This is a genomic window from Rhizobacter sp. Root1238, from assembly GCF_001425825.1.
Taxonomy (GTDB): domain Bacteria; phylum Pseudomonadota; class Gammaproteobacteria; order Burkholderiales; family Burkholderiaceae_C; genus Rhizobacter.
Genome location: NZ_LMDM01000049.1, coordinates 127,677 through 147,273 on the forward strand (window position 1 = coordinate 127,677; position 19,597 = coordinate 147,273).

Annotated in this window: 15 protein-coding genes; 5 read left to right on the forward strand and 10 right to left on the reverse strand. The window is 70.7% G+C overall.

Annotation, left to right across the window (positions count from 1 at the left end; all coding sequences use genetic code 11):
• Positions 1-48: 48 nt before the first annotated feature.
• Positions 49-1,443 (reverse strand): peptidylprolyl isomerase, encoded by a 1,395-nt coding sequence (locus ASC98_RS27720; RefSeq protein ID WP_235581416.1) that lies wholly within the window; start codon positions 1,441-1,443, stop codon positions 49-51.
• Positions 1,440-3,845, reverse strand: coding sequence for an LPS-assembly protein LptD (locus ASC98_RS27725; protein WP_235581417.1), 2,406 nt, complete (start codon positions 3,843-3,845; stop codon positions 1,440-1,442). Before ASC98_RS27725 ends, ASC98_RS27720 begins: the two co-directional genes overlap by 4 nt.
• Before the next feature lie 115 nt (positions 3,846-3,960).
• On the opposite strand from ASC98_RS27725, the gene ASC98_RS27730 reads away from it, so the two are divergent.
• The gene (locus tag ASC98_RS27730) at positions 3,961-5,028 is read left to right on the forward strand and encodes an aminoglycoside phosphotransferase family protein (RefSeq protein ID WP_082541898.1); all 1,068 of its coding nucleotides are present in this window, start codon (positions 3,961-3,963) and stop codon (positions 5,026-5,028) included.
• A 6-nt stretch (positions 5,029-5,034) separates the two neighbouring features.
• Here ASC98_RS27730 and ASC98_RS27735 read toward each other — a convergent pair whose 3' ends face one another.
• Positions 5,035-5,985, reverse strand: a complete 951-nt coding sequence (locus tag ASC98_RS27735; RefSeq protein WP_056813480.1) for a LysR family transcriptional regulator — start codon at positions 5,983-5,985, stop codon at positions 5,035-5,037.
• A 197-nt stretch (positions 5,986-6,182) separates the two neighbouring features.
• On the opposite strand from ASC98_RS27735, the gene ASC98_RS27740 reads away from it, so the two are divergent.
• The 3 genes from ASC98_RS27740 to ASC98_RS27750 all read left to right on the forward strand — a co-directional run bounded on the left by ASC98_RS27740 (position 6,183) and on the right by ASC98_RS27750 (position 10,369).
• Positions 6,183-6,617 (forward strand): DUF4148 domain-containing protein, encoded by a 435-nt coding sequence (locus ASC98_RS27740; RefSeq protein ID WP_082541899.1) that lies wholly within the window; start codon positions 6,183-6,185, stop codon positions 6,615-6,617.
• A 168-nt stretch (positions 6,618-6,785) separates the two neighbouring features.
• Positions 6,786-8,720 (forward strand): ABC transporter ATP-binding protein, encoded by a 1,935-nt coding sequence (locus tag ASC98_RS27745; protein WP_082541900.1) that lies wholly within the window; start codon positions 6,786-6,788, stop codon positions 8,718-8,720.
• A 5-nt stretch (positions 8,721-8,725) separates the two neighbouring features.
• Entirely contained in the window at positions 8,726-10,369 is a 1,644-nt protein-coding gene (locus tag ASC98_RS27750; RefSeq protein ID WP_056820595.1) for an NAD(P)/FAD-dependent oxidoreductase, read from the forward strand.
• 18 nt (positions 10,370-10,387) lie between these two features.
• Here ASC98_RS27750 and ASC98_RS27755 read toward each other — a convergent pair whose 3' ends face one another.
• Positions 10,388-11,725, reverse strand: coding sequence for an amidohydrolase (locus ASC98_RS27755; protein ID WP_082541901.1), 1,338 nt, complete (start codon positions 11,723-11,725; stop codon positions 10,388-10,390).
• A gap of 4 nt (positions 11,726-11,729) precedes the next feature.
• On the reverse strand, positions 11,730-13,205 hold the full coding sequence (locus ASC98_RS27760) for a M20 family metallopeptidase (RefSeq protein ID WP_056813486.1): 1,476 nt from the start codon (positions 13,203-13,205) through the stop codon (positions 11,730-11,732).
• 105 nt (positions 13,206-13,310) lie between these two features.
• On the opposite strand from ASC98_RS27760, the gene ASC98_RS27765 reads away from it, so the two are divergent.
• Positions 13,311-14,105 carry a DUF4399 domain-containing protein gene (locus ASC98_RS27765; protein ID WP_056813489.1) on the forward strand — a complete coding sequence of 265 codons (795 nt, stop codon included), beginning with the start codon at positions 13,311-13,313 and terminating at the stop codon, positions 14,103-14,105.
• A 28-nt stretch (positions 14,106-14,133) separates the two neighbouring features.
• Here the strand turns inward: ASC98_RS27765 and ASC98_RS27770 are convergent, their stop codons facing one another.
• The 5 genes from ASC98_RS27770 to ASC98_RS29910 all read right to left on the reverse strand — a co-directional run bounded on the left by ASC98_RS27770 (position 14,134) and on the right by ASC98_RS29910 (position 19,543).
• On the reverse strand, positions 14,134-14,967 hold the full coding sequence (locus ASC98_RS27770; protein WP_056813490.1) for an alpha/beta hydrolase: 834 nt from the start codon (positions 14,965-14,967) through the stop codon (positions 14,134-14,136).
• Between the two features lie 57 nt (positions 14,968-15,024).
• Positions 15,025-15,885 carry an alpha/beta fold hydrolase gene (locus tag ASC98_RS27775; RefSeq protein WP_056813492.1) on the reverse strand — a complete coding sequence of 287 codons (861 nt, stop codon included), beginning with the start codon at positions 15,883-15,885 and terminating at the stop codon, positions 15,025-15,027.
• Between the two features lie 85 nt (positions 15,886-15,970).
• Positions 15,971-16,501 (reverse strand): SRPBCC family protein, encoded by a 531-nt coding sequence (locus tag ASC98_RS27780; protein ID WP_056813494.1) that lies wholly within the window; start codon positions 16,499-16,501, stop codon positions 15,971-15,973.
• Positions 16,502-16,520: 19 nt separating this feature from the next.
• Positions 16,521-17,540, reverse strand: coding sequence for an MBL fold metallo-hydrolase (locus ASC98_RS27785; protein WP_056813497.1), 1,020 nt, complete (start codon positions 17,538-17,540; stop codon positions 16,521-16,523).
• On the reverse strand, positions 17,540-19,543 hold the full coding sequence (locus tag ASC98_RS29910) for a ferritin-like domain-containing protein (RefSeq protein WP_082541902.1): 2,004 nt from the start codon (positions 19,541-19,543) through the stop codon (positions 17,540-17,542). Before ASC98_RS29910 ends, ASC98_RS27785 begins: the two co-directional genes overlap by 1 nt.
• Positions 19,544-19,597: the final 54 nt, after the last annotated feature.

Below are 19,597 nucleotides of genomic sequence, written 5' to 3' on the forward strand. Positions count from 1 at the left end.
TGCCGGCCGGCTTGGGAGCGGCCCGGCGCTCGGCCGGGGGCGCTACCTTCACTGCGGTGCCTCGCGCATCTCGATGTAGGCCCGCGCGCGCAGGTCGCGCGCCCATTCGGTGTAGGCCTCCTCGAACTTCTGCTCGCGCAGGATGTTGCGGGCCTGCTCGCGCTGCTGGCGCAGGTCGAGCGAGGTCTTGCGCCGCTCGATCACCTGGATCAGGTGCACGCCGAAGCGCGAGACCACCGGCTCCGACAGCCCGTTGATCGGCAGCGCATTCATCGCCTCCTCGAACTCCGGCACGAAGCCGCCCGGCGACACCCAGCCGAGGTCGCCGCCCTGCGCCGCGCTGCCGTCTTCGGAGTTGTCGCGCGCCAGCTGGTCGAAATTGCGCGAGCCGCTCTGGATCTGCCGCTTCATCTCCTGCAGGCGCCGCACCGCGGCCTCCTGCGACAGCTGCGCCGACGGGCGCAGCAGGATGTGGCGGGCCCGCGTCTGCGTGACCGAGAAGGCGGCGCCTTCACGCTTGTCGATCAGCTTCATCACGTGGAAGCCCGCACCGGAGCGCAGCAGCGTCGGTGCGATCTCGCCCGGCTTCAGGCCGCGCACCGCCTCGACGAAGATGTCGGGCAGCCGGTCGGCCGGGCGCATGCCGATCTCGCCGCCGCGCGCCTTGTTGCCGTCTTCCGAAACTTCTTTCGCGACCACGTCGAACGGGGCGCTGCTGCGAACCCGGTTCAGCGCCGCCTCGGCCTTGGTGCGGCGCTCGGCGATCAGGCTTTCGCTCGCGTTCTCGGGCACCGTGACCAGGATCTGCGCGATGTTGTATTCGGTCGCGCTACCGGCCGCGGCGCGCTGCTTGTCGAGCACCGCGTCGATCTCGGCGTCGGTGATCTTGATGCGGCCCTGCACCTCGCGTTCGCGCACCCGCTCGACCTGCAACTGGTCGCGCACGTTGTTGCGGAAGCGCACGTAGTCGATGCCTTCCTTCTTGAGCCGCTCGCGCAGCTGGGCCGGCGTCAGCTGGTTCTGCGCCGCGACGTTGGCCACCGCGCGTTCGAGTTCGACGTCGTCGACGCGCTGGCCCACGTCGCGGGCGTTGGTGATCTGCACGCGCTCGTCGATCAGCGCCTCGACCACCTGGTGGCGCAGTTCGTCGTCCGGCGGCAGCTTGGCCTGGCTGCGCTGGGCCTCCTCGCGCAGGCGGTCGATGCGTTGCTGCACCTCGCCGGCGGTGACGAGCTCCTGGTTGACGATCGCGACGATGTAGTCGGCGGTCAGCGTGCGCGAGCGCGACGACGGCGAGGGTGCGGGTGCGGGTGCGGGTGCGGGTGCGGGTGCAGAGGCGGCCGCAGCGGGCGCGGCGGTCTGGGCCTGCACGGCCGGCGTCGCGACGGTCGCGGACAGCAGCGACATCAGCGCGCGGGAAGCAAGGCGTTGGAATGCAATCATGGTGTCGTGGGGCTCGCAGCGGGCGCGACAGAATCGTCGCGCAGCAGGCGGTAACCGGGGATATTGTCCTTCAAGACCTTCAGCGGGTTGGTCCCTAGGCGCGACAGGCCGATCAGCTCCAGCTCGAAGCCGAGCTGCGTGGTCGCTTCCTGCTGGCTGGTCGACAGCCGCTTGGCGATCACGCGGCCGATCCAGCAGCCGGCGTCGTACTCGAAACCCACCACCGAATCGGTGAGCCGCCGCTCGGACACGTTGTAGCTCATGCGCCCGACGCTGTACCACGCGCCGGTGCAGCGCCCGCCGCGGTCGCTGCTCTGGCCGGGGCGGCCGTACAGCGGCCATTGCCAACCCACCTCGAACTGCTCGCTCGGCAGCCCGGTGACGCTGTCGTTGCGGTTGAAGCGGTAGTTGGTGTTGATCGTGCGGTACGGGCCCGGCGCATAGCGCACGCCGAGGATCGAACGCACCGTCTGGTGCTGCTCGGGGCTGTACTGCACGGCGGCGTCGAAGCGCCAGTGCTTCAGCAGGCCCGATGAGCCCGTCAGCAGCAGGTCGGACACGCTCTGCGAGATCGGCTGCTTGTCCGGCGTGATGCGCTGGTCCTCGAACAGGTAGCGCTGCGCCAGCCCCAGGCGCAGCAGCTCGGAGCCGTCGCCCGAGTCGAGCATGCGCGTGGTGACGCCGGCGGTCAGCTGGTGCGCATCCGACACCCGGTCGATGCCCGAGAAGCTGTTCTCGGTGTAGATCGAATCGAAGTTGAAGTCCTTCTCGGCCGAGTCGAAGTTCGGCAGCTCGTTCTGCTCGCGGTACGGCGTCTTCGTGTAGAACAGGCGCGGCTCCATGGTCTGGCGCGCCGGGCGGCCGAACAGCTGCGTGTCGCGCTCCAGCACCCACGCGCTGTCGAGGCTGAAGGTCGGGATCACGCGGTGGAAGCGGTCGCGTCCGTCGGCCATCGGGGCATCGAGCCGGTAGCTGGCGGCGTTCACCAGCACCTTCGGCGTCAGCGTCCAGCCCGGCGTGCCGAACGGCCAGGCGAGCGAGCCCAGCACGTGCAGCCGCGAGCCGACCGGCCGCGGGTTCGCCACCGTGTCGTCGGGCGCGATGCCGACCCGGTGGCCATTCGGGTTGACGAAGCGGTTCGCCTCGGCCTCCATGCCGAACTCGAGGCCGCCGATCAGCGGCTGCCAGGTGCGCACGCCGACCTGCGGCAGCCGGTCGTAGGGCGTCGCCAGCGGGCTGTCGGCGTCCTGCAGCACCTGCCAGCGCTCGACGCGCGCGTAGGTCGTCCACAGGCCGAAATCGCTGGCCACCCGCGCATCGCCGAGCAGCAGGCGCGGTGTCAGGCTGTTGATGCCGCGCGGCAGGTCTTTCCAGTAGTCGTCGTCGCTGACGCGCATGACGTTGGTGCTGTAGCGCGTGTTGCCGAGCAGCACGCCTTCCTGTTCCAGGTTGAACGCGCTGCGGGTGATGCCGGCCTGCCGGTCGTTGGGCAGCAGGTTCAGGTCGACGCGGCCTTCGTGGCCCGGCTCGAGGTAGCGGAACTCGGTGTCGAGCGCCGCGCCGCGCTTGGAGATGATGGCCGGCGTCAAGGTCGCATCGCGGTTCGGCGCGATGTTCCAGTAGTACGGCACGGCCACCTGCAAGCCGCTCTTGTTGTCGAGGTCGATGCTCGGCGGCAGCCAGCCGGACTTGCGGTCGTCGCTCAGCGGGAAGCTCAGTACCGGCGCCGCGAGGATCGGCACGCCGTAGAAGCGCAGTACCGCGCCCTGCGCGATGCCTTCGTTGTTCGCGAAGTCGAGCTTCACGCGGTCGGTCGACAGGATCCACGCCGGCGTGCTGCCGTCGGTGTCGTCGACGCGGCAGCTGGTGTAGGTGGCGCCGGTGGCGACCGTCAACTGGTCGCCGAGGAAGTCGAGCCGCTCGGCGCTGCCGCCGGCCTGGGTGCGCGAGAAGAAGTAGGTCGGCCGCAGGAAGAAGCCTTCGAAGCGTTCGACCTTCAGCTGCAGTTCGGGGCCGCTGTAGACGTTGCCGTCGCGGGTCACGCGCACCTTGCCGGTGGCATGGGCCAGGTCGCTTGCCTGCTCGTAGGTCATGCGGTCGGCGCTGATCTGCATCGGGCCGCGCTGGAACCGGGCGTTGCCCTCGGCGATGACGTCCTGGTCGGGGCGGGCGCGGACCTCGTCGGCTTCGAGCACCATCGTGTTGTCGGGCGCGGACGCGGCGGATGCGGCCGGGGCCGCCGCGACGGCCGACGCCGCGGAGGCTGCTGAAGCCGCCGAAGCCGGCGAGGCAGGCGGCAGCACCGCCTGCGCCCACCCGGTCGACAGCCAGCCCGCGGCCGAGGCCGCGAGGCTCAGGCGGATCGCGCAGACGCAGAGTCGAAGTGGGAACGGCGGCAGCAAGGGAGCGAGGGCATCAAGGGCGGAGGGACGGCTCGGCGCCGCGGCACCGGCACGACGACAGGCGGCGCGCCCAGGGCGATTTGTAGAATCGATTATCCACGAGCAGTATCCCCACATGCCCCCGACTCCTGATCTGGTCCCCGAATCGACCGCGCCCCAGCTCACCTGGCCCGACGACAGCCGCCGCATCGCCTTCGAAAGCTGGCTCAGGCAATTGGCGGGCCGGGGCATCCACGCGAGCGGTGCGCGGCCAGCCAGCACCGATGCGAGCTTCCGCCGCTACCTGCGGGTCGACACCGAGGTGGGCACGCGCATCGTGATGGATGCGCCGCCCGAGAAAGAGGATTGCCGGCCGTTCGTGAAGGTCGCCGCGTTGCTGCGCGCCGCCGGCCTGAACGCGCCGGAGGTGCTCGACTGGCATGCCGACGACGGCTTCATGCTGCTGTCAGACCTGGGCGACCACACCTACCTGTCGCAGCTCGACGACCACAGCGCGCCGGCGCTGTACGCCGACGCCAGCCAGGCGCTGGTGCGCCTGCAGGGCATCGAGGCGGCATCGCAGCTGCCCGCGTACGACCGCACGCTGCTGATGCGCGAGATGCAGCTGTTCCCCGACTGGTACGTGAAGCACGCCGGCCAGACGCTGACGGCCGACGAGCAGGGCCAGTGGGCCGACTGCGTCGAGCGCATCGTGCAGAACAACCTGGCGCAGCCGATGGTGCTGGTGCACCGCGACTACCACTCGCGCAACCTGATGGTCTGCCCGGTGGCGGGTGCGGCCACCAACCCCGGCATCCTCGACTTCCAGGACGCCGTCTGGGGCCCGATCACCTACGACCTGGCCAGCCTGCTGCGCGACGCCTACGTCGAGCTCGAGGAAGACGTGCAGATCGACCTCGCGGTGCGCCACTGGGAACGCGCCCGCAAGGCCGGCCTGCCGGTGCACGCGGACTTCGGCGAGTTCTGGCGCGATTTCGAGTGGATGAGCCTGCAACGCCACCTGAAGGTGCTCGGCATCTTCGCGCGGCTGTACCACCGCGACGGCAAGGACGCCTACCTGCCGCACCTGCCGCGGGTGTGGCGCTATGCGCACCGCACCGCGAGCCGCTACAACGGGCTGGGCGCGCTGGCGCGGCTGCTGGAGCGCCTCGTCGGCGAGACGCGCCAGGACGTCTTCAGGTAACCCGGATCACCTCGTCTCGCAACCCGCGGCCGCCAGCCACGGGTCGGCGTCGGCGCCGCCGAAGGTCTCCAGCAGGAAATCGATGAACGCCCGCGTGCGCGCCGGCACGTGCTTGCGCGTCGGCATCGCGGCATACAGCGTGGTGGTCAGCAGGTGCCAGCGCGGCAGCACGCGTTCGAGCGCGTGCTCCATCAGCGCATCCTCGACGACGAACGACGGCAGCCCGGCAATGCCCATGCCGGCCAGTGCCGCGGCGTACATCGTGTCGATGTGCGTCGTGCCGAGCGCAGGGCGTCCGGGCGTCAGCGTGTACGACTCGCCGGACGGCTCGTCGTCGCCCCAGACGCCTTCGTGGAAGGTCAGCTCGCGCAGGAAGGTCGGCACCATCGCCTCGTGGCCGGCCAGCTCCGACGGGTGCACCGGGCGGCCGCGGCGGTTCAGGTAGTCGGGCGATGCGCAGGTGATGACCTCGGAGCGCGCCAGCCGCCGCGCGACGAAATCGCCGTCGAGCGGGCGGTCGCCGACCGACAGGATGCTGACGTCGAAGTTCTCGTCGACCGCCTCCACCGGGCCGGGGCACGACAGCTCGATCGTGACCTTCGGGAACAGCGTGCGGAACTTCGGCAGGTGCTTGGCGATCTGGTGCACCGCGAAGGCCGGCGGCGCCAGCACGCGCAGGTGGCCCCGCGGCTCGGACGTGGCGGCACTCGCGAGCGCCTCGGCTTCTTCGACCTCGGTCAGGATCTGCTGCACCCGTTCGAGGTAGAGCTCGCCGGTGTCGGTGAGCGCGAGGCGGCGCGTCGTGCGGTTGATCAGCCGGGCGCCGAGGTGCTCTTCGAGGTCGGCGACGAGCCGCGTGACGACGGCCGGCGACAGGTTCAGCCGGCGTGCCGCCGACGCGAAGCTTCCCTCTTCAATCACCCGGGAAAACACCCGCATTGAATGCAGCCGGTCCATTCTTTCGCCCTCATTGTTTCTGTTTTGACAATGGGGCATTGAAGCACGTGCTGTTTATTGATTCAAGCGCAATGTCTACAGTTCACCCCATCGATGAGGCCAACGCAACAGTGACTCACCGAGGCTGGACAAGACGGCTCGAACCAACCCCTGAAGCCGCCCTGCCTGGAAACGTCAACCCTCTGAAGGAATTCATCATGACCACCAAGAACTTCGCCGCCCTTGCCACCGTCGCCCTTGCCCTGGCTGGCGCCTCCGTCACCGCGTTCGCTGCCGATACCGGCCTGACCCGCGAGCAGGTGCGTGCCGAACTGGCCCGTGCCCGTGCCAGCGGCGATCTGCTGCCGAACTCGGAAAGCTACGGCTACAACAACGCGTCGGTCACGCTGCCGAAGGCACAGGCTGCAGCCACCGCCGACAGCGGCAAGACCCGCGAGCAAGTGCGCGCCGAACTGGCCCGTGCCCGTGTCGACGGCACGCTGGTGCCGAACTCGGAAAGCTATGGCTACGCCGCACCGGTCGTCGCTGGTGGTAGCAGCCGCACCCGCGCTGAAGTCCGCGCCGAAGCGATCGAAGCCGCCAAGACGCACAAGAGCGACGCCAACTACGGCGCGCTGTCGACCGGCTACTGATCGCCGACGACGGATCGCTGACGCGCCCGCCGGGGCGCATCGGTTGAGGGACACCGCAGAAGCCGCCTCCGGGCGGCTTCCGTCGTTTCCGCGCGAGAATGGCGCATCCCCCAACCTCCCAACGCGGCGCACGCCACCAGCCTGCGCCGCCTTGCCATTGGCGTCGCCATGTCAGCCTTCTTCCTGAACCGCATCCGCCCGACCGCCGTGCCGCGCGGCGAGCCGCCGGCCGGCCTGCTGGCCTTCTACTGGCACTTCATCCGGCAGACGCGTCCGCTCTATGCCGCGATGTTCGTCACCGGCCTCGCGGTCGCGCTGATCGACACGCTGGTGCCGGTCTTCATCGGCCGGCTGGTCACGCTGATGGAGGCGCCCGACCGCGCGGCGGCGTTTGGTGCCGCGACACCGCTGCTGCTCGGCATGGCCGCGCTGGTGCTGATCGGCCGGCCGCTCGCGATGATCCTCGACGCCACCGTGCGCAACATCGCGGTGATCCCCGGCGTCACCAGCCTGATCCGCTGGCAGAGCCATTGGCATGTGGTGCGCCAGAGCTGGCCGTTCTTCCAGAACGACTTCGCCGGCCGCATCGCCAACCGCGTGATGCAGACCAGCAATGCGCTGCGCGAGAGCGTCGTCAGCTCGATCCGCGCCATCTGGTACATCATCATCTACGGCCTGACCTCGCTCGTGTTGATGGCCAGTGCCGACTGGCGGCTCGCGCTGCCGACGGTGTTCTGGTTCGCCGGCTACGTCGTCTTCCTGCGCCATTTCGTGCCGCGCATGCGCGACCGGGCGCGCGCCGCGTCCGAGCTGCGCTCGGCGGTGATGGGTCGCGTGGTCGACAGCTACACCAACATCCTCACCGTCAAGCTGTTCGCCCGGGCGCGCGACGAAGACGCCTACGTGCGCGAGACGCTCGACGAGCACACCCTCGCGATCGCCGCGCACATGCGGCTGACCACGCAGTTCATGGCGACGCTGTCGACGATGAACGCGCTGTTCCTCGTCAGCACCGCGACGATCGGCGTGCTGCTGTGGGCGCACGGCCAGATTCCCGCCGGCCTGGTGGCCACCGCGTTGCCGCTGGCCTGGCAGATCGCGAGCGTCGCCGGCTGGGTCAGCTGGGAGGTGACCGGCATCTTCGAGAACGTCGGCGTGGTGCAGGAGGGCATGGAGACGATCGCGGTGCCGCACACGCTGGTCGACAAGCCCGATGCACGCGAACTGGCGGTGCCGCGCGGCGAGATCCGCTTCGAGCACCTGACCTTCACCTATGGCCGCAGCGACGGCAAGCGCGTGCTCGACGACCTGAACCTGGTCGTGAAACCGGGCGAGCGGGTCGGGCTGGTCGGCCGCTCGGGCGCCGGCAAGTCGACGCTGGTGAACCTGCTGCTGCGCTTCCACGAGGTGGAGCAGGGCAGCATCCGCATCGACGGGCAGGACATCGCGCAGGTCACGCAGGAGAGCCTGCGCGGCGCGATCGGCCTGGTGACGCAGGACACCTCGCTGCTGCACCGATCGATCGCGGCCAACATCGGCTACGGCCGCCCGGACGCCACGGCGGCCGAGGTCGAGGCCGCGGCGCGCAAGGCGCAGGCGCATGCCTTCATCGAGGAGCTGCAGGACTGGAAGGGCCGCACCGGCTACGAGGCGCACGTCGGCGAGCGCGGCGTCAAGCTCTCCGGCGGCCAGCGCCAGCGCATCGCGATCGCGCGCGTGGTGCTGAAGGATGCGCCGATCCTGGTGCTGGACGAGGCCACGTCGGCGCTCGACAGCGAGGTCGAACTGGCGATCCAGGACCAGCTGCTGAACCTGATGGAAGGCAAGACGGTGATCGCGATCGCGCACCGGCTGTCGACCATCGCCCGCATGGACCGCCTGATCGTGCTGGAGCAGGGCCGCATCGTCGAGCAGGGCACGCACGACGAACTGCTGCGGCTCGACGGCCACTACGCGATGCTGTGGAAGCACCAGTCGGGCGGATTCCTGCCCTACGACCAGGCGCTGCCGGCCGATCCGGGGGAAGACGACGAGGCCGTGATCGACGACGCACCGGTCGACGAACTGCGCTCGGCGCAGCAGCCCGAGCCCGCGGGACAATAGCGCCCATGCTCCGAATCACCGAACTGCGGCTGCCGCTCGACCATGCCGAAGGCGCATTGCGCCCGGCCGTGCTGCAGCGCCTGGGCCTGGCCGATGCCGCGCTGAAGGCCTTCACCGTGTTCAAGCGCAGCTACGACGCGCGCAAGAAGGCCGCCATCGTGCTGATCTACACGGTCGACTGCGAACTCGCGGACCCGGCCGACGAGGCCGCGCTGCTGCAGCGCTTCGCGGCCGACCCGCACGTCAAGCCGTCGCCCGACACCACCTACCGCTTCGTCGGCCATGCGCCGGTGGATTTCCAGGCCTCGGGCCGACCGCGTCCGCTGGTCGTCGGCTTCGGCCCGTGCGGGCTGTTCGCCGCGCTGATCCTCGCGCAGATGGGCCTGCGGCCGATCGTGCTGGAGCGCGGCAAGGAGGTGCGCCAGCGCACCCAGGACACCTGGGGCCTGTGGCGCAAGAACGTGCTGAACCCCGAATCCAACGTGCAGTTCGGCGAAGGCGGCGCCGGCACCTTCTCCGACGGCAAGCTGTGGAGCCAGATCAGCGACCCGCGCCACCTGACGCGCAAGGTGCTGGCCGAGTTCGTCAAGGCCGGTGCGCCGGAAGAGATCCTGTTCGTCAGCAAGCCGCACATCGGCACCTTCCGGCTGGTCGGCATGATCGAGAAGATGCGCGCCGACATCGAGGCGCTGGGCGGCGAGATCCGCTTCGAACAGCGCGTGATCGACGTGCTGATCGAGAGCGGTCACATCCGCGGCGTGACGCTCGCGTCCGGCGAGCAGCTGCGCGCCGACCACGTCGTGCTCGCGCTCGGCCACAGCGCGCGCGACACCTTCGCGATGCTGCACGAGTGCGGCGTCTTCATGGAAGCCAAGCCGTTCTCGGTGGGCTTTCGCATCGAGCATCCGCAGTCGATCATCGACCGCGCGCGCTTCGGGCCGAACGCCGGCAACCCGATCCTCGGCGCGGCCGACTACAAGCTGGTGCACCACGCGGCCAACGGCCGCTCGGTCTACAGCTTCTGCATGTGCCCGGGCGGCACGGTGGTTGCGGCGACGTCCGAGGTCGGGCGCGTCGTCACCAACGGCATGAGCCAGTACTCCCGCAACGAGCGCAACGCGAATGCCGGCATCGTCGTCGGCATCGCGCCGAAGGACTACGCGGTGGATCCGAACGCGCCGGGGCCGGTCAACCCGCTCGACGGCATCGCGTTCCAGCGGCGCATCGAGTCGCGGGCCTTCGAACTCGGCGGCGGCAACTATGAAGCGCCGGGCCAGCTGGTCGGCGATTTCGTGAAGGGCCAGCGCTCGCGCGAGTTCGGCAGCGTGCAGCCGTCGTACAAGCCGGGCGTGCTGCTCGGCGACCTGCACCCGAGCCTGCCCGACTACGCGATCGAGGCGATCCGCGAGGCGCTGCCGGCCTTCGAGCGGCAGATCAAGGGCTTCTCGATGCCGGATGCGGTGCTGACCGGCGTCGAGACGCGCACCTCGTCGCCGCTGCGCATCACGCGCGGCAAGGATTACCAGAGCCTGAACGTGAAGGGCCTGTACCCGGCCGGCGAGGGCGCGGGCTATGCCGGCGGCATCATGTCGGCCGGCGTCGACGGGATCGAGGTCGCCGAAGCACTGGGCAGGGCGATGCTCCCGTAGCCCGGAGGCCCATCCTGGCTACGGTTGGACCAGATAGTCGAGCGCCAGCGTCGCGAGCGCCTTCACGCCGAGCCGCATCGCGCCTTCGTCGAAATCGAAGTCCGGCGCATGGTTCGGCGGCGCGTTCTGCGGCGTCTTGCCGGGCGGCGTCGCGCCGAGGATGAAGAACAACCCCGGCACCTGCTTCTGGTACTCCGAGAAGTCCTCCGACGCGCTGATCTTCGGCAGCTCGATCACCCGGTCGCCGCTCGCGCGCTGCAGCGACGGCATCATCCGCGCCAGCAGCTCGCGCGGGTTGTCGGTGACCGCATAGGTGGCCGGCCCGAAGCTGACGCTCGCCCGCGCGCCGCTGGCCGCGGCGATCGATTCGGCGGTCGTCACGATGCGGCGCTTCGCGTCCTCGCGCATGTCCTCGTCGAAGCTGCGCAGCGTGCCGCGCATCTCGACGCTGTCGGGCAGCACGTTCTCGCGGTTGCCGCCGTGGATCGACGAGATGCTCAGCACCGCCGGCTCGTGGCTGATGTTGAGCTGGCGGCTGACGATGGTCTGCAGCCCGGTGACGATCTGCGCCGCGACGACGACCGGGTCGACCCCGGCCCACGGCGCGCCGCCATGCGTGCCGCGGCCGCGCACCGTGATGCGCAGCGAATCGGCGCCGGCCAGCATCGGCCCGCCGCGCACGCCGAGCAGGCCGGAGGCCAGGTTCGGCGACAGGTGCAGGCCGAACATCGCGTCGACCTTCGGCCGCTCGAGCACGCCTTCCTCGACCATCGCGCGCGCGCCCCAGCTGTCGGCGGCGGTCGACGGCAGGTCGGCCAGGCCTTCCTCGGCGGGCTGGAAGATGAACTTCACGCTGCCCGGGATCTGCGCGCGCAGCCCGGTCAGCAGCTCGGCCACGCCCATCAGCATCGCGGTGTGGCCGTCGTGCCCGCAGGCGTGCATCACCGGCACCTGCGCGCCCTGGTAGCGGCCGGTCTGCTGCGACGCGAACGGCAGGTCGGTCGCCTCGGCCACCGGCAGCGCGTCCATGTCGGCGCGCAGCGCCACCACCTTGGAGCCGGGCAGCCCGCCGCGCAGCAGGCCGACCACGCCGAGGCCGCCGACGCCGGTCTTCACCTCGAGGCCGAGACGGCGCAGGTGCTCGGCCACCAGCGCGGCGGTGCGCACTTCCTGGCCCGACAGCTCGGGGTGGGCGTGCAGGTCGCGCCGCCACGCGACCACGTGCGGCGCGATCGCGGCGAGGCGTGCGTCGAGCGGTGCGAGGTCGCTGCCTTGCGGCTGCGCGGCAGCGCCGGCGCCGACCAGCACCCAGCACGCGGCAAACAACCAGGCCGCCGTGCGGGCGGGGGCGCTCACCGCGTCACGGGCAGGCCGCCATCACCTGGGCGACCGCGGCCGTCAGCTTCTTGCCGTAGGGCACATGCAGGAATTCGTTCGGGCCGTGCGCATTGCTCTTCGGGCCGAGCACGCCGCAGACCATCATCTGGGCCTTCGGAAAGCCCTTCTGCAGCAGGCTCATCAGCGGGATCGTGCCGCCCTGGCCGACATAGCCGCAGGGGGCGCCGAACTGCGCCTGCGATGCGCCGTTCAGCGCGTCTTCCAGCCACGGCGCGAGGCTCGGCGCATTCCAGCCGCTCGCGCCGTAGGCCCCGGCGCGGCCATCGGCCGCGAAGGTGACGCGCGCGTTGTACGGCGCGTTGTCCTCGAGCAGCGTCTTCAGGCGCTGCGCCGCCTCGTTGCCGTCGATCAGCGGCGGCAGGCGCAGGCTCAGCTTGAACGCGGTGTACGGCCGCAGCACGTTGCCGGCGTTCTTCAGCTCGGGGAAACCGTCGGCGCCGGTGACGCTCAGCGTCGGGCGCCAGGTGCGGTTCAGCAGCGCCTCGGTCGGGTCGGTGGTGGTCGGCAGCGTCGGGCCGCCGTCGGCGCCGCAGGCCCACGGGAAGCGTTTCCAGACCTCGTCGCCGAGGATCTGCGCGGTCGTCTGCGCCTGCGACAGGCGGTCGCCGGGAATCTCGCAATGGAAGCTGTCCGGCAGCAGCCGGCCGGTCTTGCTGTCCTCGAGCCGGTCCAGCACCTGGCGCAGGATGCGGAAGCTCGACGGCACCAGGCCGCTCGAATCGCCGGAGTGGATGCCCTCGGTCAGGATCTCGACCTTCAGCACGCCGCTGACCATGCCGCGCAGGCTGGTCGTGAGCCACAGCTGGTCGTAGTTGCCGGCGCCGCTGTCGAGGCAGACCACCAGGCTGACGTTGCCCAGCCGCTCGCGCAGCACGTCGAGGTAGGCCGGCAGGTCGAACGAGCCGCTTTCTTCGCAGGCTTCGATGATGCCGACGCAGCGCGGGCGCGGGATGCCCTGCCGGTCGAGCGCCATGATCGCGGTCAGCGACGCGTAGACCGCGTAGCCGTCGTCGGCGCCGCCGCGGCCGTACAGCAGGCCGTTCTCGTACTTCGGCGTCCACGGGCCGAGGTCGTTGCGCCAGCCGTTGAATTCGGGTTGCTTGTCGAGGTGGCCGTACAGGCAGATGGTGTCGGTGCTGCCCGGCTTCGTGGCCGGCACTTCGAAGAAGATCACCGGCGTGCGGCCTTCGAGCCGCACCACCTCGAGCTTCAGCCCGGCGAGCTTGCGGCCTTCGACCCAGCTCGCGGCGTCGCGGATCACCCGCTCGATGTGGCCGTTCTTCTGCCAGTCGGCATCGAACATCGGGCTTTTTGCCGGGATCGCGATGTAGTCGGTCAGTGCCGGAACGATCTCTTCGTCCCAGGTGCGGTTCGCAAACTCGGCGATCGCGGTGGCTTCGTCGGGTTGCAGCGGGAGGTTGGGGTCGCGAGCGTTCATGCCGGTTCTCCTGGAAGGAATCCCTTGTGGGGAATTGGAGAGTGTAGAACCGACCGCCCCCGGGCTATGCTGATCCGCTTCACAAGAACACACGAGGAGACGGAGATGCGCTACGGCGTCACACAGGCCGCAGGCCTGGTTGCGGTTGTCCTGCTGGGCGCCACCGCCGGCCATGCCGAGGAGGCGCAGCACCCGTGGGTGGTCCCGTCGCCGCGCGCCGGCAAGGAGACCTACTTCAGCAACCTGAGCTCCGGAGCGCGCATCGAGACGCCGTTTCTGCTGAAGTTCGGTCTCAGCGGCATGGGCCTGGCACCGATCACCAGGCCGCAGGCGCGCACCGGGCACCACCACCTGCTGATCAACCGCGAGCTGCCGCTCGACTTCTCGAAGCCGCTGCCGTTCAACGAGCAGTACGTGCACTTCGGCAAGGGCCAGATGGAGACGGTGCTGACCTTGGCGCCCGGCGATTACGAGCTGCGGCTGGTGCTGGCCGACGACAAGCACATCCCGAACTTCGTCTACAGCAAGCCGATGCGCATCACGGTGACGAAGAAGAACGCCGACGTCGACCCGGCCAGCGTCAGCCAGCCCGGCGTCGAGCTGATGCTGCCGGTGGCCGAAGTGGCAGCCGGCAAGCCGCTGCAACTGCAGTTCCACGCGTCGCGGCTCAACGTGTCGCACATCGCGCTGCAGGAGAAGGGCACCGGCCACTTCCGGCTGAGTGCATTGCGCGACGGCGCGAAGCCCGAGACGCTGGACTTCCCCGGTGGGCAGACCGAGGCCTGGATCAAGCCGCCGCCGGGGCGCTACCAGCTGAAGCTGGAGTTCGTCGACAACCTGGCGCCGGCCAAGGTGCTGGCCGCGGCGGCGCCGCAGTCGGTCACGGTGTTGGCGAAGTGATCAAGCCGGCGTGATCAGACCGGCGTGATCAGACCGCAGTGAAGCGCCGCAGCCCCGCCTGCAGCGCGGCGAACACCTCCGCCTGCTCGGGTTCGTTGAAGATCTCGTGGAACAGCGGCGTGAACTCCTGCGCCGTGACCATCGCCTGCGGTGCCGCCGTCGCGAACGCGCGGCTGCCCGCCGGGGCGACGCAGCGGTCGCTGCCGGCGTAGAGCAGCAGCGTCGGCACGGTCCAGGTGGCGGCGCGGGCGCGCACCCACTCGCCGCCGTCGACGATGAAGCGCACCAGCCGCGGCGTCACGCGGTCGTGCACCAGCGGATCGGCGACGTAGGCCGCGACGACGGCCGGATCGCGCGAGATCCAGGCCGGCTTCAGCCCGTTGCCGACCGCGAGCGACGGCGCGATCGGGCCGAGCAGCGCGAGCAGCAGCTTCTGCGCGCCGTTCATGCCGGGGTCGAGCGCGGGCGACGACATCACCAGGCCGTCGACCGGCCGCCACCACGGCGCCTTCGTGTCGGCGGCGAAGCGCGAGACGACCAGCCCGCCCATGCTGTGACCGAGCAGCACCAGCGGGCCGCGGTGTGCGGTGCGGGCCGCGTCGATCACGTGGGACAGGTCGTCCAGCAGGTCGTGCGTGGTCGCGAGCTGCCCGCGGCCGCCCTCGCTGCGGCCGTGGCCGCGCTGGTCGTAGGCCAGCACATGCCAGCCCCAGCGGTTCAGGTGCGCGATCACATGCGCGTAGCGGCCGAGGTGCTCGCCCAGGCCGTGCACCAGCACGACGACGCCGTGCGCCGCGGTGCCGGCGGGATGATGCGAAAGATGCAGCTTCAGGCCGTCGGTGGTGTGCAGCGAGGTGTCCATGGCGAGCCAGTCTAGGCAGTGTCCGCGACACCGGCCACCGGGCTTGCCAGGATCGACTCAGGCAGCCTCGGGTTGCAGGTCGAGCCGCGACGCGGCCACCGGATCGAGGTGCGTCGCCATCCAGCGCACGACCTCGGCCGCATGCGTGATCGGCCCGAGGTGGCCGGCACCGGCCAGCTCGCAGTGCTGCGCCTGCGGCAACGCCTGCGCGAGCAGCTCGACGATGCGGCGCGCCGGCGCGCGGGTGCGCTGGCCGTGGATCAGCAGCACCGGCATCGTCAGCCGCGACAGCACCTGCGGGCCCCAGGTGGCCGAGAACAGCGCGTCGAAGTGATGCGGCACCACCGGCATGCGCGCCGCGATGGCCTCGCGGCGGGCCACGCTGAGGCCGTCCCAGGCCGCTTCGCCGCCCCAGTAGCTCGTGAAGGCACGCGCCGCCGCCAGCGTGTCGCCCTGCGCCAGCCACCGCGCGACGCGCGCCGCGATCTCGCGCACCTCGCCGAGCGACGGATCCTGCGGCGCCGAGCGGCGGACGATGCCGAACGCGACCGGCTCGTACAGCGTCAGCGAGCGCACCCACTGCGGGTGGCGCAGCGCGATCTGCATCGCGACCGCCGCGCCATACGAATGGCCGACCAGGTGGATGCCGCGCCGCACCAGGCCCCAGGCCGGCTGCACCAGCTGCGTGACGGCGTTCGCATCGACGTGCAGCGTGTCCAGCGCGGCCGACGGCCAGGCCGGGCTGCGGCCATGGCCGTGCAGGTCGGGCGCGACGACCTGCCAGCGCGCGCTCAGCGCGTCGGCCAGGCCGTTCCATTGCGCATGCGTGCCGGTCGACGAGTGCAGGCACAGCACGACCGGGCCGTCGCCCTGCGAGCGGACTGCCAGGCGGCCGGGGTGGGGATGGGGCGCTTTCATGACTTCTCCAGCGGATCGGAGCGGTCAGGATGCCCAGCCGGTGTATCGGCGCCGTGTCGTCAACGGCCGCCGATTGATTCATTCGTTATGCCTGCTCGGCCGCCGCCTTCAGGTTCGAGAGCCCGGCCTCGAAATCGCGCCCGATCAGCGTGTCCATGCTGAAGAACAGGCCCATCAGCTTCGACACGTACGGTGTCGGGCCGTGCATCACCCAGTGCACCAGCGTCGCGTCGTCCTGCGGCTTCAGCGTGAACTCGGCGATGTTGTGGCCTTCGAACGGCTTGATGAAATCGAGCTTGATCGCGAGCGCCTGGGCGGGCGTGCTCTGCGTGATCTCCATGCGACCCTGGCCCACCTTCGCGTTGCCGCGCCATTCGTAGACGGCGCCCACGCCGCGCGGCGGGCCGCTGTGCGTGCGCACCAGGGCCGGGTCGAGCTTCTCCCACGGCGACCACTCGGGCCAGCGGTGGAAGTCATCGAGCATCGGGAAGATCCGCTCGGCCGGGGCCTTGATCGCGAGCGAGCGCTCGACGCGGAAGCGGTCGGGCCGCGTCGTCGCGAACAACAGCACCGCTGCGATCAGCAGCAGCACGACGAGGGCGATGGTCATCCACATGGGGCGTGTCCTCCGCAGGTCAGCCGGGTGCGGGCCGGCGAGGCGGGAATTGTCGCGTCTCGCCGATCGCCAGCACGAAGAATTCTTCGTCGGACAGCGCCTGCAGCCGGCGTTGCTCGATCAGTGCATGCGGCGGGTCGTCCAACGCCTCGTCGGACAGCTGGAAGGTGCCCCAGTGCACGCCGAGCGAGCGCTTGGCGCGCAGGTCGCGGTGGATGCGGATCGCTTCCTCGACGTCGACGTGCTGCGGCGCCATGAACCAGCGCGGCTCGTAGGCGCCGATCGGCAGCAGCGCGATGTCGAAGCCGCCGCCGTTCGCGGGCGACTGCCGTTCGGCGAAGCGCGCCTGGATGTCGATGAAATCGCGCGAGTAGGCGGTGTCGCCGGCGTAGAACAGGTGGCAGTCGGGCGCGAACACCGCGAAGCCGCCCCACAGCGTCTTCATGCGGTCGGCGAGGCCGCGGCCCGACCAGTGCTGGGCCGGCACCAGCGTCACCTCGACCGGGCCGCTCGGCGACGGCACCGGGTGCGAGGTCCACCAGTCGAGCTCGACCGCGTTCGCGATGCCGCGTTCGGCCAGCCAGGCCTTCACGCCCAGCGGCACGATGAACAGCGGCGCGCCGCCCGGCTGGCGCTGCAGCGCGTCGACCGACGCACCGTCGAGGTGGTCGTAGTGGTTGTGCGAGGCCAGCACCACGTCGATGTGCGGCAGGTCGGCCAGCGCGACGCCCGGCGGCAGATGCCGCTTCGGGCCGGCGAACGGCACCGGCGACGCGCGTTCGGAGAACACCGGGTCGGTCAGCAGGTTCAGCCCACCGAGCTGGGCCAGCACGGTCGCGTGGCCGATCCACGTGGCGGCGGGCCGCATCGCCGCGCCGGCGCGCGCATTGGCCTGCAGGAACGCGAGATCGGGCGCGACCTGCGGGATCGGCCCGCGCGGTGGCCGCGGCACGCCGTTGCGGTGGGCCGCCCAGCGCCAGCGCAGCACGTCGGCGAGGCTCTTCGGTTCGAAGCCGGCGTAGTTGTTCTTGAACGCCATCACACGCCGTCGGCGACGAAGCCAACCACCGCGTGCGAGTTGTCGCAGAACGGCTTGTTCTGCGACTGGCCGCAGCGGCACAGCCGCGTGCTGGTCAGCCGGTCGACGGTGCGGCCGGTGCCGGCACACAGCTCCAGGTTGCCGCTGACTTCGAGCGGGCCGTTGCGCAGCGGGTCGACGCGCAGGGCACCGCCGCGCAGCGCCAGCGGTTGCGATTCGCGCGTCGCCGGCTCGCCGGTCGCCTTGAAGCCGGCCGCGTTGTGCGAGCCGTCGCAGTAGGGCTTGTTCGCCGATTGCCCGCAGCGGCACAGCGTGGCGCGCAGGCGAGAACCGCCATTGGGTGGCGTGCCCGACAGCTGCATGTCGGCATGGAAGGCCAGCGGCCCGTTTTCGCGCAGCCGGGCGACGTTGACCAGCGGCGGCGCCTCGTCCGGACCGCCATCGAGGCGCTGGTAGGTGACCGCGCCCGACGGACAGCTGTGCGCGACGATCGCGATGCGCTCCGGCGTCGCCTGGTCGGGGTACAGCCAGTCGCCCGGCGTGTTGGCCAGGAACACCGCGGGCTCGCCGAGCACGCAGTGGCGCGAATGGATGCAGCGCTGCGTGTCGAAACGCAGCAGCACGTCGCGGCCGCGCGCCTCGTCGGGCGGCTTCGGCCGGCTGGCCACCACCGCCACCGGGACCGGCACCGGTGCGGCTGGCGGGGGCGGCGCGGCGGGGGCCATCGGCTTGTGTCCGAGCGCCGGCCAGCGCTTCGCATGCTCGGCCGACCAGTGGTCCGAGAAGCGCCGCAGCGCCGCCGCATGCCGCGCCAGCGACGGCAGCGCGCCCGGCTGGGCGGCCAGCGTGGCCAGGCGGTCGGCGACGCAGCCGCAGCGCTCGGCCAGCACCAGCGTCGCGGTCTCGGCCGACAGGTAGGCGAGCACGGTGCGCGACGCGGTGAAGGTCATGCCGGCGTTGATGCCGGGGTGCTTGTCGCTGGCCGGCAGCGTGGCCAGTGCGCTGCCGATGTCGCCCATCATGTGCATCATCGCGAGCGTCTGGTCGGCCATCTCGCGGCGGCGCGCGGCCGCTTCTTCGGAGCGCGGCGGCACGTCGGACATCGCGGTCAGAAGCCGCAGCATCAGCTCGTAGCAGACGTTGGCGGCATCCAGCAGGCTGGCCGCCGGCTCGGCGGTGACGTGGATGCGCTGCCCGGTGACCACCGGGTCGCGCATCACCGGGTGGCGCGCGGCCGGTCGCGCCGGCTCGAAGCCCGGGCGGCGCGCCTTCAGGCCCTGCCACTCGCGGCGGATCGCGCAGAAGCGGGCGTAGTGCGAGCCGGCCTTCTCGGCCTTGGAGCCCTCGCCCTGCTGCACGATGAAGTCGATGGCCTGCTTCGCCTCGGCCAGCGTGCCGATGGTGGCCAGCCCGGGCAGCCGGAAATCCTGCGGCGACAGCTGCGCCGCGCGCGGGCCGATGAACAGCGTGGCCTCGCCGCCGCGCTGCACCAGCAGTTCGCAGCTGGCGGCGATCGTTTCGTACAGCTCCCCGACGGTGGTGTAGTCGTCCGGCAGCATCGACAGCCGGCCGGCGACGGCGTGGCGGCGGTAGCTGGTCTTCTCGTAGCGGTCGCCGTCGCGTTCGGCGACGTCGGCCGGGCGTTCGAGGTAGACGAAGTGGTCGAGCGTGGCTTCGTCGAAGGGCGCGAGCTCGACCGCGACGTCGGCCGGGAACAGGCCGGCGGCGATCGGGAAGTTGAAGCGCCGGTAGTGCGGGCGCGCGCCGATCGCGATCGCGAGGTTGTTGGCGAGCGACAGGTGCAGCATCTCGTCGGTGGCGATCGCGATGATCTCGCGGCGCCAGCGCTGCACCGCGGCGAGTTCGTCGGGTTCGAGGCCCTCGTCGGCGTTCTGCTTCAGCGAGAACGCCGCATAGAGGTAGGTGCACATCAGGCAATGCTCGATCTCGGCGGCTTCGGCGAGCATGCCCACGAGCTGGGCGCGGTGGGAGGCGGGGGTCATGCCGGCAGCATGCCGGGGAGGGCGGCCCGATGCAAGGGCAGCGAGCGAGAGCCC